Annotated in this window: 14 protein-coding genes and 1 riboswitch; of the genes, 7 read left to right on the plus strand and 7 right to left on the minus strand. The window is 42.2% G+C overall.

Features of this window, described 5'->3' with window-relative positions:
- Genes RIB15_RS13240 through RIB15_RS13255 form a run of 4 tightly spaced genes read left to right on the plus strand, consistent with a single transcriptional unit; the run spans position 1 to position 2,313 of the window.
- Positions 1-954: a phosphoribosylaminoimidazolesuccinocarboxamide synthase gene (locus RIB15_RS13240; RefSeq protein WP_350202643.1), complete on the plus strand. Its 954-nt coding sequence runs from the start codon at positions 1-3 to the stop codon at positions 952-954.
- Positions 951-1,322, plus strand: coding sequence for a cupin domain-containing protein (locus tag RIB15_RS13245; RefSeq protein WP_350202644.1), 372 nt, complete (start codon positions 951-953; stop codon positions 1,320-1,322). The genes RIB15_RS13240 and RIB15_RS13245 overlap by 4 nt, the downstream gene beginning before the upstream one ends.
- Before the next feature lie 13 nt (positions 1,323-1,335).
- The gene (locus RIB15_RS13250; RefSeq protein ID WP_350202645.1) at positions 1,336-1,845 is read left to right on the plus strand and encodes a hypothetical protein; all 510 of its coding nucleotides are present in this window, start codon (positions 1,336-1,338) and stop codon (positions 1,843-1,845) included.
- 21 nt (positions 1,846-1,866) lie between these two features.
- Complete coding sequence (locus RIB15_RS13255; RefSeq protein ID WP_350202646.1) at positions 1,867-2,313, plus strand: energy transducer TonB; 447 nt, start codon at positions 1,867-1,869, stop codon at positions 2,311-2,313.
- On the opposite strand, the gene RIB15_RS13260 is transcribed toward RIB15_RS13255, so the two are convergent.
- The 7 genes from RIB15_RS13260 to speD all read right to left on the minus strand — a co-directional run bounded on the left by RIB15_RS13260 (position 2,310) and on the right by speD (position 11,172).
- Positions 2,310-3,266, minus strand: coding sequence for a methylenetetrahydrofolate reductase (locus RIB15_RS13260; protein ID WP_350202647.1), 957 nt, complete (start codon positions 3,264-3,266; stop codon positions 2,310-2,312). The genes RIB15_RS13255 and RIB15_RS13260 overlap by 4 nt on opposite strands.
- The gene (gene metH / locus RIB15_RS13265) at positions 3,263-5,962 is read right to left on the minus strand and encodes a methionine synthase (RefSeq protein WP_350202648.1); all 2,700 of its coding nucleotides are present in this window, start codon (positions 5,960-5,962) and stop codon (positions 3,263-3,265) included. Before metH ends, RIB15_RS13260 begins: the two co-directional genes overlap by 4 nt.
- Positions 5,963-6,076: 114 nt before the next feature.
- Positions 6,077-7,093 (minus strand): homocysteine S-methyltransferase family protein, encoded by a 1,017-nt coding sequence (locus RIB15_RS13270; protein WP_350202649.1) that lies wholly within the window; start codon positions 7,091-7,093, stop codon positions 6,077-6,079.
- 50 nt (positions 7,094-7,143) lie between these two features.
- Positions 7,144-7,255: riboswitch (SAM riboswitch) on the minus strand.
- A 174-nt stretch (positions 7,256-7,429) separates the two neighbouring features.
- Positions 7,430-9,091, minus strand: a complete 1,662-nt coding sequence (locus RIB15_RS13275) for a BamA/TamA family outer membrane protein (protein WP_350202650.1) — start codon at positions 9,089-9,091, stop codon at positions 7,430-7,432.
- Between the two features lie 155 nt (positions 9,092-9,246).
- Positions 9,247-9,609, minus strand: a complete 363-nt coding sequence (locus RIB15_RS13280; RefSeq protein WP_350202651.1) for a hypothetical protein — start codon at positions 9,607-9,609, stop codon at positions 9,247-9,249.
- A 214-nt stretch (positions 9,610-9,823) separates the two neighbouring features.
- Positions 9,824-10,675, minus strand: coding sequence for a polyamine aminopropyltransferase (gene speE, locus RIB15_RS13285; protein ID WP_350202652.1), 852 nt, complete (start codon positions 10,673-10,675; stop codon positions 9,824-9,826).
- Between the two features lie 92 nt (positions 10,676-10,767).
- The gene (speD, locus tag RIB15_RS13290; protein WP_350202653.1) at positions 10,768-11,172 is read right to left on the minus strand and encodes an adenosylmethionine decarboxylase; all 405 of its coding nucleotides are present in this window, start codon (positions 11,170-11,172) and stop codon (positions 10,768-10,770) included.
- A 299-nt stretch (positions 11,173-11,471) separates the two neighbouring features.
- On the opposite strand from speD, the gene RIB15_RS13295 reads away from it, so the two are divergent.
- Genes RIB15_RS13295 through RIB15_RS13305 form a run of 3 tightly spaced genes read left to right on the plus strand, consistent with a single transcriptional unit; the run spans position 11,472 to position 14,702 of the window.
- Positions 11,472-12,878: a type III PLP-dependent enzyme domain-containing protein gene (locus RIB15_RS13295; RefSeq protein ID WP_350202654.1), complete on the plus strand. Its 1,407-nt coding sequence runs from the start codon at positions 11,472-11,474 to the stop codon at positions 12,876-12,878.
- Complete coding sequence (gene speB / locus RIB15_RS13300) at positions 12,871-13,731, plus strand: agmatinase (RefSeq protein WP_350202655.1); 861 nt, start codon at positions 12,871-12,873, stop codon at positions 13,729-13,731. Before RIB15_RS13295 ends, speB begins: the two co-directional genes overlap by 8 nt.
- Positions 13,728-14,702, plus strand: coding sequence for a deoxyhypusine synthase family protein (locus tag RIB15_RS13305; RefSeq protein WP_350202656.1), 975 nt, complete (start codon positions 13,728-13,730; stop codon positions 14,700-14,702). Before speB ends, RIB15_RS13305 begins: the two co-directional genes overlap by 4 nt.
- The last annotated feature ends 10 nt before the right edge of the window (positions 14,703-14,712 follow it).

The raw sequence follows: 14,712 nt of genomic DNA on the forward strand, positions 1-14,712 counted from the left end.
TTGAGTTCTGATTTTTCTACCCGCGAAGCGCTTGATAACTGCATTACGGAAACCAATATAAGCGGACTTCCTGCACCCTATAAAGGTAAAGTCCGGGAAGTATATCAGCTTGATAATGATAAGTTAGGAATTGTTGTTACTGACCGCATCTCTGCCTTTGATTATATCATGAAGCAGGCGATTCCTTTTAAAGGGCAAATCCTGAATCAACTTGCTGCTTTTTCGTTTGAAAAAGTGAAAGATATTGTTGCCACTCATGTGATTGATGTTCCCCACCCCAATGTGACTATAGCAAAGAAGTGTGACCCTGTTCCCATTGAAGTAGTTATTCGCGGCTACCTCACCGGACATGCATGGAGGGTTTATAAATCAGGAAAACGTGAGCTTTGTGGAGTGAAACTCCCCGAAGGTTTGAAAGAACACGACAAGTTCCCAACCCCTATTCTGACTCCTGCCACAAAGGCTCAGGAAGGCCATGATGAGGATATTTCTGAAGAAGAAATTCTTTCCCGGGAAATCGTGGAGCCAGCTTTATGGAATGAAATTAAAAATGCAGCCTTCGCCCTTTTTGAACAGGGAACCAAAGTTGCCGCCGAACAGGGGCTTATTCTTGTTGACACTAAATATGAGTTTGGATTATATAATGGCGAACTAACTTTGATTGATGAAGTGCACACTACCGACTCTTCCCGATATTTTTACCTGCATGGATATGAGGAACGTCAGGCTCAGGATGAAGGCCAGAAACAGTTGTCCAAAGAGTTTTTGCGGGAATGGCTGATGGAGCATGATTTTCAGGGTCTTGAAGGGCAAACTCTCCCCGATCTCCCGGATGAATTCCGGATGGAGGTATATCGCCGCTATGCCGAATTGTTTGAAATGCTCACAGGTAAAAAATTTGAACCCACCCTGGAAAAAGACTTCAACAAGACGCTGGAAGGTATCTTAAAATGACTCTTCCGGCTAACTTAGTTAAAAAATTTAGTCTCTTTGACGAATACTGGACACCAAAAATCGTTGGTGAACTCAATGATCAGTATGTGAAACTGGCTAAACTCAAGGGAGAATTTGTTTGGCATAGCCATGAAAATGAAGACGAACTTTTCTACATCGTGAAAGGTGAACTCAACCTGAAGTTTCGTGAAGACAAAGAGGTTATTCTGAAAGAAGGCGAAATGTACATCGTGCCAGCCGGAGTTGAACACTTCCCAATTGCAGAAAAAGAATGCTGGGTGATGCTGATTGAACCAAAATCAACCCTGCACACCGGTTCAACCCAGGCAGAAGGAACCGTGGCTATTGAAGATCAGCAGTGGATTTAGACATCGCACTCGCATGGACGATCAAATACATTTTCGCAGCATTCGCCCTCGAATAAAGGTACAAACATCTCTAAGCCCGGACGACATTAACCAACGAATCAGAGCTTTATTGAGTTCTGAAAAAGCTACCTGTGAAGGACAAACCATCAAGGGCTTCGCCACTATTTATCCACCACAAAAAGATCAGCATTTTTGGTCACCTCAATTAACCATTACCGTTGATGAGCTTGAAGAAGGAACTTTAGTAAGGGGTTTATATGGGCCGAAACCATCGGTATGGACCATGTTCGTATTCTTCTACTCCGCCATCGGTTTCGCTACCATGATCATTCTGATGGTCGGACTTTCCCTCTGGTCGCTCGGTAACCCCGCCGATATTCTTTGGTTTGTGCCGGGATTAATTATTTTGTTATTGAGCCTTTATTTGGTTGCGTATTCCGGACAGAAACTGGGTCACAAACAAATGGGAATCCTTCACCGGTTTATTGAAGAGTGTCTGGAGGTAAAAATTGAAGGCCATTGATAATTTTTTAATGAGTGTCCTATGAATAAAATTCTTCTGTTAATCTTTTCACTGACTTTTGCCATTTCATGCTCCAATGGAAATGATGAAAAGGTATTTGAAGTAATGGCATGCACTGATCGTGAAGCTCCGGTTGAATTCATTAAAGCAACCGAAAAACCCATTTTTTCGAATGGAGAATTCATAAAGGAAAATGCCGGAGAATACCCAGAAATGGCCCGGAGAGCTGAAATTGAAGGGACTGTTGAAATTATATTCCAGATAACAGCAACTGGAGAAGCTCAGGATGTTTACATATCAAAAGGGATTGGCGGGGGTGCAGATGAGACCTCTTTACGGGCTGTTCAGAATTCTCAATTCATACCAGCAACCTTTAAAAATGAGCCCTTGTGCACAAATACAAAAGCTCAGGCTTTATTTAACCTGGACAATCCTGAGAATGTGATACTTACTTTAGACACCAATTAAAACAACTCCTTAGCCACCTCATACACCGAAGCAGATTTCCCCATTGAATAATAGTGCAGGCTTGGCACTCCAAATTCCATCAGCTCCTTAGACTGCTGAATAGTCCACTCGATTCCAACCTGTATCACCTCTTCCCTGTTCTTGCATTCTTCAACCGCTTTAGAAAGCTCCATGGGTAAGTCTACATGAAAAAGCTGAGGCAAAATAGTTAGCTGTTTTTGGGATGTAATGGGTTTCAATCCGGGAATAATAGGCAGTGTAATCCCGGCTTCCCGGCATTTCTTTACAAAATCAAAATAGCACTGATTGTCAAAGAACATCTGAGTAACAATATAGTCGCCACCGATATCCTGTTTCAGCTTCAGATATTTTAAATCCGTTTGCATATTGGGAGCCGCAAAATGTTTTTCCGGGTAACCGGCCACACCGATGCAGAAATCGGATGGCTTGGCATTTTCAAGTTCTTCATCCAGATAAATACCATTATTCAAATCCACAACCTGCTCGATAAGCTCTGATGCATAGGCATGACCGTCGGGCTCTGGAACAAACTCACGCTCTGGTTTCCGTGTATCTCCCTGAATGAGTAGTACATTGTCGATGCCTAGAAAATTCAGGTCAATTAAAGCATTCTCGGTATCTTCTTTGGTGAATCCACCACAAATGATGTGTGGTACAGCATCTACCTTATAATGATTTTGAATGGCCGCACAGATGCCCACCGTACCTGGACGTTTACGTACCGTTTTGCGCTCCAGAAGACCGTTTTCACGCTTCTTGTACACAAACTCTTCCCGATGGTAGGTTACATCCACAAATGGGGGATTAAACTCCATCAATGGATCCATATGATCAAATAAAGACCGGATATTCTGACCTTTAAGTGGCGGTAAAACTTCAAATGAGAATAGTGTATCACCATTCGCTTTTTCAATATGTTCAGTTACTTTCATTCCTTAGCTGGCTCGTAGTCTAAAATTGGAGAAAGCCATTTTTCGACTTCCTTTTTCGTAGATGATTTTCTTTGTGCGTAATCAATAACCTGATCTTCCCCGAGATTCCCTACCCTGAAATACCTTGATTGAGGATGAGAGAAATAAATTCCACTCACTGAGGAAGCAGGATACATGGCAAATGATTCAGTGAGCTTGATCTCAGCATTGTTCTCAACTTCAAGCAAATCAAATAAAATGCGTTTTTCAGTATGATCAGGGCAGGCTGGATAACCAGGTGCAGGCCGGATTCCGGAATACGCCTCGGCAATCAATTCCTCATTACTGAAGTTCTCTTCGTCCGAATAGCCCCAGAACTCCTTTCTAACCCTTTCATGCATCCGTTCAGCAAAAGCCTCTGCAAGCCGATCGGCCACGGCTTTCACCAAAATAATATTATAGTCGTCATTTACTTTCTTGTATTCATCAATGATCGCTTCAATGCCCAATCCAGCAGTAACAGCAAAAAATCCTATGTAATCTGTAATTCCGGTTTCCTGTGGTGCGATATAATCTGACAAACACGAATTAGGCTGACCTGACCTCTTCTTGGTCTGCTGCCTTAAAAAGTGAAATCCGGTAAGTTCTTTGGATTGATTATCACCTTCATAAATCTTTATATCATCTCCGTAACTATTTGCAGAATAAAAGCCTATGGCAGCCTTTGCTTTCAGTAAATTTTGCTCAACAATACGATCAATAAGCTCCTGAGCATCATCAAATAAAGACTGAGCCTGCTCTCCCACTTCCTCATCTTCCAAAATATCCGGATACTTTCCGGTCAGCATCCAGGTTCTGAAAAAAGGCGACCAGTCGATGTAATTTCTAAGTTCCGAAATCGGATAATCTTCAAAAGTCTTTGTTCCTAAAAATGATGGTTTGGGTGGCTTATACCCTTCCCAATCTATTTCTGTTTTATTGGCTTTCGCTTCTTCATAACTCAAAAGCTCTTTTTGATTTTGCCGGCTTTCGTGCTGTTTGCGAAGCTCTTCGTACTCTTTCTTCACTTCCAGCCGAACACCATCTTTTCGCTGTTTACTAATCACATCACCGGCTATGGAAACAGCCCGTGATGCGTCCAGCACATGAATAATGGAGCCATCGTACTCCGGATCAATTTTGACAGCTGTGTGAAGGCGTGAGGTCGTTGCTCCACCAATCAGCAGAGGCAGTTCCATCTTTCTCTTCTTCATTTCACGCGCAACGTGAATCATTTCATCGAGGGATGGTGTGATCAACCCGCTTAGACCAATAGCATCTACGTTATGCTTTTCAGCTTCATCAAGAATTTTATCGGCTGGCACCATTACCCCAAGATCAACCACATTGTAATTATTACAGGCTAATACCACGCTCACAATGTTTTTTCCAATATCATGTACATCCCCTTTTACCGTAGCGAGTAAAACTTTGGGCTGCTCACTGGTATCTTTGTTTTTCGCTTTTTCTTCTTCCAGGTATGGAGTAAGATAAGCCACGGCTTGTTTCATTACCCGGGCACTTTTAACCACCTGGGGCAGAAACATCTTCCCGGCTCCAAATAGATCGCCCACTATATTCATCCCGTCCATGAGCGGACCTTCAATAACTTCCAGCGGACTTCCATATTTTTGCCGGGCCTCTTCCGCATCCTCTTCTACATGATCATTAATTCCTTTTACCAATGAATGGCTTAGCCGCTCCTCCACTGGTTTTTTACGCCACTCGTCGTCAGTCTTCTTTTTGGTTGTTGAAGATTCGCCTTTGTACTCTTCAGCTATTTCCAGCAATCGTTCTGTAGCATCATCCCTTCGATCAAAAAGTACATCCTCTACTCTTTCCAACAGATCTTCGGGAATATCATCATACACTTCCAATTGAGTTGGGTTGACGATTCCCATATCCATTCCGTGCTGAATACCGTGATATAGAAAAGCGGAGTGAATGGCCTCACGAACGCGATTATTCCCCCTGAAAGAGAAAGAAACGTTACTTACACCACCAATCACATGAGCTCCGGGAAGGTTCTCACGTATCCATTTAGCGGCATGAAAAAAATCAAGTGCGTTGCGACGATGCTCATCCATCCCGGTTGCTACCGGAAAGATATTAGGATCTAAAATTATGTCAGATGAGTCAAAGCCCACTTCTTTGGTGAGTAGTTTGTAGGCACGATCACAAATCTCCTTTCGCCTTGGCAGTGTATCAGCCTGACCTTCTTCATCAAAAGCCATGCATATAACTGCTGCTCCAAACCGACGAATAGTTTTAGCACGTCGCAGAAACTCCTCCTCGCCATCCTTGAGGCTGATGGAATTCACGACTCCTTTTCCCTGAATACATTTGAGTCCCGCCAGGATCACTTCCCACTTTGAGGAATCAACCATAATGGGAATTTTTGCGATATCAGGATCGGAGGCGATGAGATTGAGGAAGTTAGTCATTTCCTTAGCACTATCCAGCATTCCTTCGTCCATGTTGACGTCCAGAATCTGCGCCCCGCCCTGCACCTGATCCAGCGCTACTTTCAGTGCATTATCATATTCTTTATTCTTTATGTAATTCAGGAAAGTTCTTGAACCCGTTACATTTGTACGCTCTCCTACGTTTACAAAATTTGAATCCTTTGTAATAACAAGAGGCTCAAGCCCACTTAACTGTAGAGGTAGTGATTGCATATTTAATCGCAGAACGCGCAGAGTTGCGCAAAGGTTAAAGGGTTAACTGTAAGGCTGTTTTCGAGTGATTGATTCATTCTCTGTTCAATTTTACCAAAGATCTTCATATTCAATTCACGACTCCGCGAGCTTTGCGTCTTTGCGTTTAAGAATTCGAGGTTCATAATTCCGGGACAATTCGGCCATTTTTGAAATATGCGCGGGAGTAGTCCCGCAACACCCACCGAGAATATTCACCAGATTATCTTCAAGATATTTTTCCACTTCTTTACCCATAAGCTCTGGTCCCTGATCATATTCCCCAAACTCATTTGGTAGTCCGGCATTGGGATAAGCACTAACATAGAAATCAGACTTATCTGCCAGATTTTGGAGGTATGGCTGTAACTGCTTCGCTCCCAGCGCACAATTGAAACCTACACTTAGGATGGGTGCATGAGATACGGAAATTAAAAAAGCCTCCACGGTTTGACCTGAAAGCGTTCTTCCGGAGGCATCGGTAATCGTACCTGAAACCATGATGGGTAGTTCCTCACCGCGCTCATCAAAAAGCTCCTGTATGGCAAAAAGAGCGGCTTTAGCGTTCAGTGTATCGAAAATGGTTTCTACAAGCAGTAAATCCGCTCCGCCATCCATCAATCCTTTAGCTTGTTCTTTATAAGCTTCTGCCAGTTCATCGAAGGTAACAGCCCGATAGCCCGGATCGGTAACTTCTGGCGATATAGAAGCTGTCTTGTTTGTTGGCCCCATCGAACCTGCTACAAATCGTGGCTTATCCGGGTTTTGTTTGGTGAACTTGTCGGTAGCTTTTTTGGCAATCTCGGCTGACTTCAGATTCAACTCATAAACAACATGCTCCAGGTTATAATCGGCCTGGGCGATACGGGTTCCGCTGAAGGTATTGGTTTCCACGATATCAGCTCCGGCTTCGAGGTATTCTTCATGTATAGCCTGAATGATATCGGGCCGGGTCAGACTTAGTAAATCATTATTCCCTTTAAGATCATCAGTATGATCTTTGAACTGCTCACCCCTGAAATCAGCTTCTTCTAGCTTATAACGCTGAATCATGGTGCCCATGGCGCCATCAAGAATCAGAATTCGATCTTGTAATGCTTGTTTTATATTCACTCTTTCGATGTTGGATTAGCTTAAGCAGAAAGAGCGGAGAGTGATTAGCTCGCTTATCTTCCTCAGCATACGTATAGCTGAGTGGGATTTGGCACCTGCCCCTTTTCAGAAGTGGTTGCCAAGACGTCATCGGGCCCATCCCTCGGTCTTTCTTTATAAGCATTCAATAAATTCGAGTTGAATATAATAGTCTTTGGGGCGCAGAACAAGCCTCGAAATAGCCCATAATGAATATCCATTATCCATATACTCAACTTGGATATTCAATATTCCGTTTTGGAAATCAGACAATTTGAAGATCCTTCGAGTGTATTCGGAGGATGAAAATTACGAAACCTACAACTCCGTCCTTATCCCAAAATGTACCTTCCCATTACCTATGGATTCTTCTGGTGAAATCGCATAGGTAAATTTCAATCGGCCGATTTGAGTTTGGTAGCTGAGGCCAAATCCTGTGGAGAATAAATAATCTGTGATTCGAAAATCGTTGCTCATCTCGGTTAACAATTTCGGCCGTTGATAACCTCCCACTGCACCAAAACCAAACAAGTAAGACTGCCGGTTGAGTAAGAATCGGTATTCCACATCTCCCCAAAGCATCGTTCCCGCACGGAACTGTTGTTCGGCATAGCCCCGAAAGGAATTGGCTCCCCCGAATCGGGTTAAGTCGTTGGTAGTTATTTTCTCTGATTCCAGCAAAAACCCATGTAAAGAGGTAGCAATCACGCTTTTCTCAAAAATGGGGATGTAATTCCGGACAGTTAATTCGAGTATGTTCTGAGTGAAGGAGCTGCTGGAATCTTCTGACAGATCTTTATTTGCGATACCAAGCATTAACCGAACAGAACTTCCCGAAGTGGGCACATCGTAACGATCGAGATTGGTGTATTCAAAACCGAGTCGGGCCGTTCGCTTTTGTCCGTCTGGTTCTATGACCACAGGCAAATTATTTCCGGAAGTCGTACTCTGGAATCCCACTCCACCCATTAGTTTAAATCCCGCCCCCATCAGATAATATCCATCCAGTTCAAAATCCCGGGATTGATAGGTGGTATCGTTTTGGTACAGCTGGAATCCCGCTGAAACTCCCACTGGAATATTCCCGATCCAATCCTGTGAAGCTCCCAGGTTGAGCTGACTCGTTTCCGGCCGTAAGCGCTGGTAGCGGAAATCAAAGCCATTGCCCTGGGTAAGCACATTCCACAGCGAAAGTTCTGCATCACCTACAATTTGCCCGTTCCCGGCAGCATCCGGCACATATCCGATTAATCCATCAAACTGATTCAATGAGCGCTCTTCCATCTGAAAAATAATGACAGGCTCTCCATTTCGAAGATAGATTTGAGCCGGTTCAACAGCATTAAATAATCCGCTTGAGTTAAGGTTTGAACGCAAATATCTGAGATAATCAGGTGTAATAACTCTGGAAGAATTGTATCTGGAGATTTTTCTCAGATAATCCTGTGAGTTAACTTTCGCACCAGAAAAGTAGATTTCAGACTGTTCAATTCTAGCACCTGTTTCAATTACTACCTCAGCCTCAACTGTACAGCTAACAGAATCCGGCTTTAGCGAAATAATGGAAGCTTCTGCAAAAGGAAAGCCCTGATCCTGCAGCTGATAAATGAGTTCTGCAATCTCTGTTCTTAGAGCCTGATTTGAAAATGGAATTTCGGATTGATTAACAACCGAAGAATCCAGCTCACCCGCATATGTGACTTGTATTTCATTCAATTCAAATTCACAGTTTCGGTTGATAAACGCTTTATTTCCCTGAATACGATCAACGGAAGCGTTTAAGTATCCTTCTGCCGACAACCACCGAATCAGGATTTGTTCAACTGAGTTTTGACTTTGTATAAGTTGTGCCTGCACAGAATCGGGAAGCTGGATTTGTTTTCCACCTTCAAATACACGGAAATCCATAGATGAATTTTGGGCAAAAGCCAGCAAGGGCAAACAGATCAGTAAAGAGAAGAAACCAGCTTTCGATAACATGTCCCAAATCTACATTCTTTTTAAAACTTGTGCAGGGAATAGAATAGAACACGGATGAAACGGATTGAGCCGATAATCACTGAAAAAGAAGTCCTGTTTATTCGGCCTTAGAGGTTTTGAGACTGAGAATCAGAACTGGTTAAAATGAAATGTCACTAAAAGGAGTAGTACTTAAATTCTTCAATACCACAATTTAAATTTAGAGAGTCGGTATCTGTAATAAAGCCATTCTCCAGAATTTGTATATCTGGCTTTTCAAGCTGTACAATGAATGCTTCATGCACGTTCGGTGCCATACAGCGGGTTACACCAATCGGAAACCATGCTTGTTGTGGATGAAAATTACTTTTTATTAGCTCTTCCAAAATAGAACCAGCTCCTTCTTCCCACTTATTCATCGTGGAATCATAACGAACAAGGAAATAGACATCTTCTGAAGCATATATATCGACAGGAATATCTTGTGCACTGACAATTACCGGCTCAGGAACTTCAAGCGTTTGATCTTTAGTAATCAAATCACAAGCTGAAAAAAATACTAGGATTACAACGAGAATTCCCGTGTTTGGATATATTGAAAACCTCATGCAACCTCTTCTCTAAGTTATTTTTAAGGGTTCTCTTAGAATGTATCAAAACCTATCTGCTAAATAAAATAGAATAGACTATTACAAAAATCTCTTGAAGCATCGGGTACACAACCGAAGAGGTTCAACCCTTCACAAAAAAAGCCTACTGAATAATTTCCTTTACAAAATTAGGCAGAGCAAATGCTCCCTGATGAACGGCTTTATTGTAGTATTTAAGTTCATTCCCAAAACTGCTCAGTCCCTCTTCTACTCTAGTCAATACATCCTCAGCCTGTACTTTAATTCCTTTGGATGCATAAGCAAAAGACCACATTCCTGCCGGATATAACGGTATGTAGCCCAAATACATATCAGATTCAGTAAATACATCATTTAAAGCATCAAATACCTGTTTCATACTCTTGTGATAGTCTGCCACCCAGGGAGATTCCGTTTGAGCCGAAAGCACTCCATCCTCCTTTAGTGCATCAAAACAATATTGAAAAAATTCCTTCTCGAATAATCCTTCAGCCGGACCAACAGGATCTGACCCATCTATTATCACAACATCGTACTTGGCCCTGGCTGCTTTTACAAAAGCGATGCCATCTTCAAACAACACATTTAAGCGAGCGTCACCCCATGCCCCAACTCCCGGAAAGAATTCTTTGGACGCACGAACCACAGCTTCATCAATCTCCACCAAATCCAGATGCTTTACGGATGGGTGCCTGAGCACTTCCCGGGCCGTTCCTCCATCTCCACCACCAATAATGAGCACTTTCTCCGGGTTCGGATGGGCAAACATAACCGGATGAGCCACCATTTCATGATACACAAACTCATCTTTTTGAGAAAGCATCACCATCCCATCGATGGTCATCAGGTTCCCCCAGGTATCCGTTTCATAGACTTCCACTAACTGATAGTCCGTCTGTTCAGAAAATAACAGTTTCTCCAGACCAATGGTTAAGCCAGTTTTCTCGTGATAAAATTCATTGAATTGGATGGGCATGGTGGTATTAATCGTTTTTCATTATTCGGTAAAACGTTATCCATAAAACGAATAACGCTGAACTAATTCCTCGAGATATATCTATGTGTCAGTCAATTCTCCTGAACATTCACCGTAGGCTTGAAGAGTAATTTTTCGCCCTGTGGTACTTTAAATAAACCACGTTTCATTTCCATACTGCTCACATTTTGAGAGCCAAATGCTTCTTTAAGATACTCTTGTATTATCCATGGGTCGATAGTATCACCACAGGTGAATATATCTACAGCTGCATAGTTATACTCAGGCCATGTATGGATGGCTACATGAGACTCTGCAATCACTACCATACCGCTTACTCCATAAGGACTGAATTTGTGGAAGTTGTGCGAAATGATAGTTGCCCGGGCAGCTTTGGTTGCGCTGAGCATCGCTTCTTCGATGTATTCTACATCATTAATTTTTGCGCTTTCACAATCATAAAATTCTACTAAAATCTGTCGGCCAAGTGCTTCCAATCTTTATACAGGTCTGAAATTAAAAGTACAGTGAATGTGCTTCTTAACTAAAAGCGAAAATGTATTTCTTGGCTTGATGAAAGCCGATGATACTTTCTTTTTTAAAAGCAGAAATAAAGATACATATTTTTAAAGAAAATCAATGTTATGCTCTTTTAAATGTTTTATAAAACTCTCATCAACCCTTATTAACAAATTGTCAAAACCCATAATCAGGGTTAAAAATAATAGTGAATTATATTTTATATTAGTCGCCCCTTTGATTTACATTATTCCGTTTTTAAACCCCTTATTATTTAATGAAGAATAACTATTACGAATTAATCGATCAGACGTATCACTTCCCTCAGAATGGTTTTAACCTGGTTGATGGTACGCTAAATTTCAATAATGTAGACCTTAAACACCTTATTGATAAATACGGCACCCCCTTTAAGCTTGCCTATCTTCCAAAAATCAGAGAGAAAATTCAACAATCCCGCACATACTTCAATAAAGCGATAGCTGAAAACAACTACTCTGGTAAATACGAATTTTGTTATTGCACCAAATGCTGTCACTTCAATCATGTGGTTAGAACCGCTCTTAAAGAGAATGTGTCTCTGGAAACATCTTCAGCTTTTGACATTGATCTGATTGACAACCTGTACAAAAAGGGTGTTTTTTCTCAGGATAAAACTATTGTCCATAATGGATACAAAACGGATGATTACATCAAAAAAATTGGACGGCTGAATAAAGAAGGTTTTCGGAATTCAATCTGTGTACTGGATAACGCCCGGGAACTGGATAAGATTATGGCTTTGGATCTGGATCAGCCCATCAAAATTGGATTACGGATTTCTATTGAGGAAGATCCGCAGGCATCATATTACACCTCCAGGCTGGGTATTAATAAGCGTGAAATCCTGGATTTTGTAAAAGAAAGAATTGTAGGAAATGATCAGGTTGAACTGGTAATGGTCCACTTCTTTGTGGATTCGGGTGTAAGCGATAATATGTATTACTGGAATGAATTCAAGAAAGCTCTAACCCAGTTTACCAAGATTAAAAAAATTGCTCCTTCTGTTAATGCTTTGAATATCGGCGGCGGATTCCCAATCCAGAACAGCCTGAGCTTTGAGTTTGATTATGAGTATATAACCGGCGAAATCGTAAGAAATATTCAGGAAGCCTGTAAAGACGAAAATGTTGAAGAGCCTGATATCTATACTGAATTCGGAAAATATACCGTTGGGGAAAGCGGAGCCGTCATCTTCCAGGTGCTGGAGCAGAAGCAGCAAAACGATGCCGAGCTTTGGTATTTGGTTGATAACAGCCTGATGAACACCATCCCTGATGCCTGGTCGATCAATGAAAAATTCATTCTCCTCCCCCTCAATAAATGGCAGAATCAGTATAAACGGGTAAATATTGGCGGAATCAGCTGTGATCATTCTGATTACTATAATTCAGAAGAGCTCAATCAACAGGTTCTTTTGCCTACTTATTCGGATGACGATGACGAACCTCTCTACATTGGTTTTTTCCACACGGGCGCTTATCAGGATTCCATCAGCGGATACGGTGGAATCAAACACTGCCTTATCCCTTCTCCCAAACACATCGTGGTAGATAAGGACGAGAACGGCAATCTTTTCGATTATGTTTACCGGGGCGAACAAACTGTTGACAATATGCTTAACATACTGGGTTACAATGACTAAATTGAATCAACTATTTGCAGGTATAGAGGGAAGTCACAATGAATTTGAGCAAGCCAGGGTCTTGCTTCAGTCTGTTCCCTACGATGGAACCAGTACCTGGGGAAAAGGTGCCGACCAAGGCTTTGAGGCTTTTCTGGATGCCGCAGAGAACATGGAGATCTATGACATTGAAACCGATAGTGAGGTGTACAAACAAGGCGTTCATATTATAGACCCCATCCTCGAAGATGCTTCACCTGAAGCTATGTTTGAAGCCGTATATAAAAGCACAAAAGAACTTCTGAAAAAGGATAAATTTCTCACTTTCTTTGGTGGTGAGCACTCTATTAGTATTGGCATTATCAAGGCTTTTTATGAAGCCCATCCGGATATCACCATCCTTCAGCTGGATGCTCATACCGATCTCCGCCCTGAGTATCACGGCTCACCATACAATCACGCCTGTGCGGTCTATGATGCCTCTCAAAACGCAAACCTTATACAGGTAGGTATCCGAAGTATGGATTCCGGAGAACTTGAATACCTTGACCGCAATAAATGTTATTTTGCAGAAGATATGTATGGCCAAACGGATTGGATGGATGATTCCCTGAGTAAAATTACCGACAAGGTGTATATCACACTTGATCTGGATGTCTTTGACCCTTCAATTATGCCTGCGACCGGAACCCCAGAGCCGGGCGGGATGAACTGGAATACAATGATTAAATACTTGAAGAAAGTATTTCAGCAAAAGAATGTGCTCGGCTTTGATATTGTTGAACTCGCCCCAATTGAAGGATTTTCTGCACCTCAATTTTTGGCTGCCAAACTTTACTATAAAATGCTAAGCTATAAATTTGCTAACTCATGAGTAATAAAGGACCTGTTTCAGAATTTTTAACCCATCATTTCCGACACTTTAACGCTGCTACTGTTGTTGATGCTGCCAAAGCCTACGAAAAACAGCTTGATTCGGGAGCAAAAATGATGATCACTCTTGCCGGAGCCATGAGTTCAGGTGAGTTAGGATTATCACTGGCAGAGATGATACGGGAGGATAAGGTTCATATTATTACTTGTACCGGAGCCAACCTGGAAGAGGATGTGTTCAATCTCGTGGCCCATAATTATTACAAACGAATTCCGAATTACAGGGATTTGAGCCCACAGGACGAGCAAGATCTCCTCGATCAGCATTTCAACCGCGTAACAGATACCTGTATACCGGAAGAAGAAGCCATGCGGCGAATTGAAGATCACCTGGTTAAACGCTGGGTAAAAGCCACCGAAGAAGGGAATCGACATTTCCCTCACGAATACTTCTTTGATCTGCTCTTGAGTGGCGATCTGGAAGATGACTACCAGATTGATCCAAAAGATTCCTGGTTAATGGCAGCGGCAGAAAAAAATATCCCTGTTATTGTTCCGGGCTGGGAAGATTCAACCTGTGGTAATTTCTTTGCCTCCCATTGTATTGAGGGCCGCACAAAGCCAAACGCGATGAAGTCAGGAATTGAATACATGATATATCTGTCTGATTGGTATTTGAATAACTCAGACAGCGGAGTTGGCTTTTTCCAGATTGGCGGCGGAATTGCCGGGGATTTCCCAATATGCGTAGTGCCAATGATTGAGCAGGACCTTGGGAAGGAAGATGTACCTCTTTGGTCTTATTTCTGTCAAATTAGCGATTCCACAACCAGCTATGGTTCATACTCAGGCGCTGTTCCCAATGAAAAGATAACCTGGGGCAAACTTGGAATAGACACTCCAAAGTTCATAATTGAATCTGATGCTACTATTGTAGCTCCGCTTATTTTTGCTTATCTGTTGGGTTGGTAACCTGCTAATT

Origin of the sequence: Gracilimonas sp. (assembly GCF_040218225.1) — a bacterium.
Taxonomy (GTDB): Bacteria; Bacteroidota; Rhodothermia; order Balneolales; family Balneolaceae; genus Gracilimonas.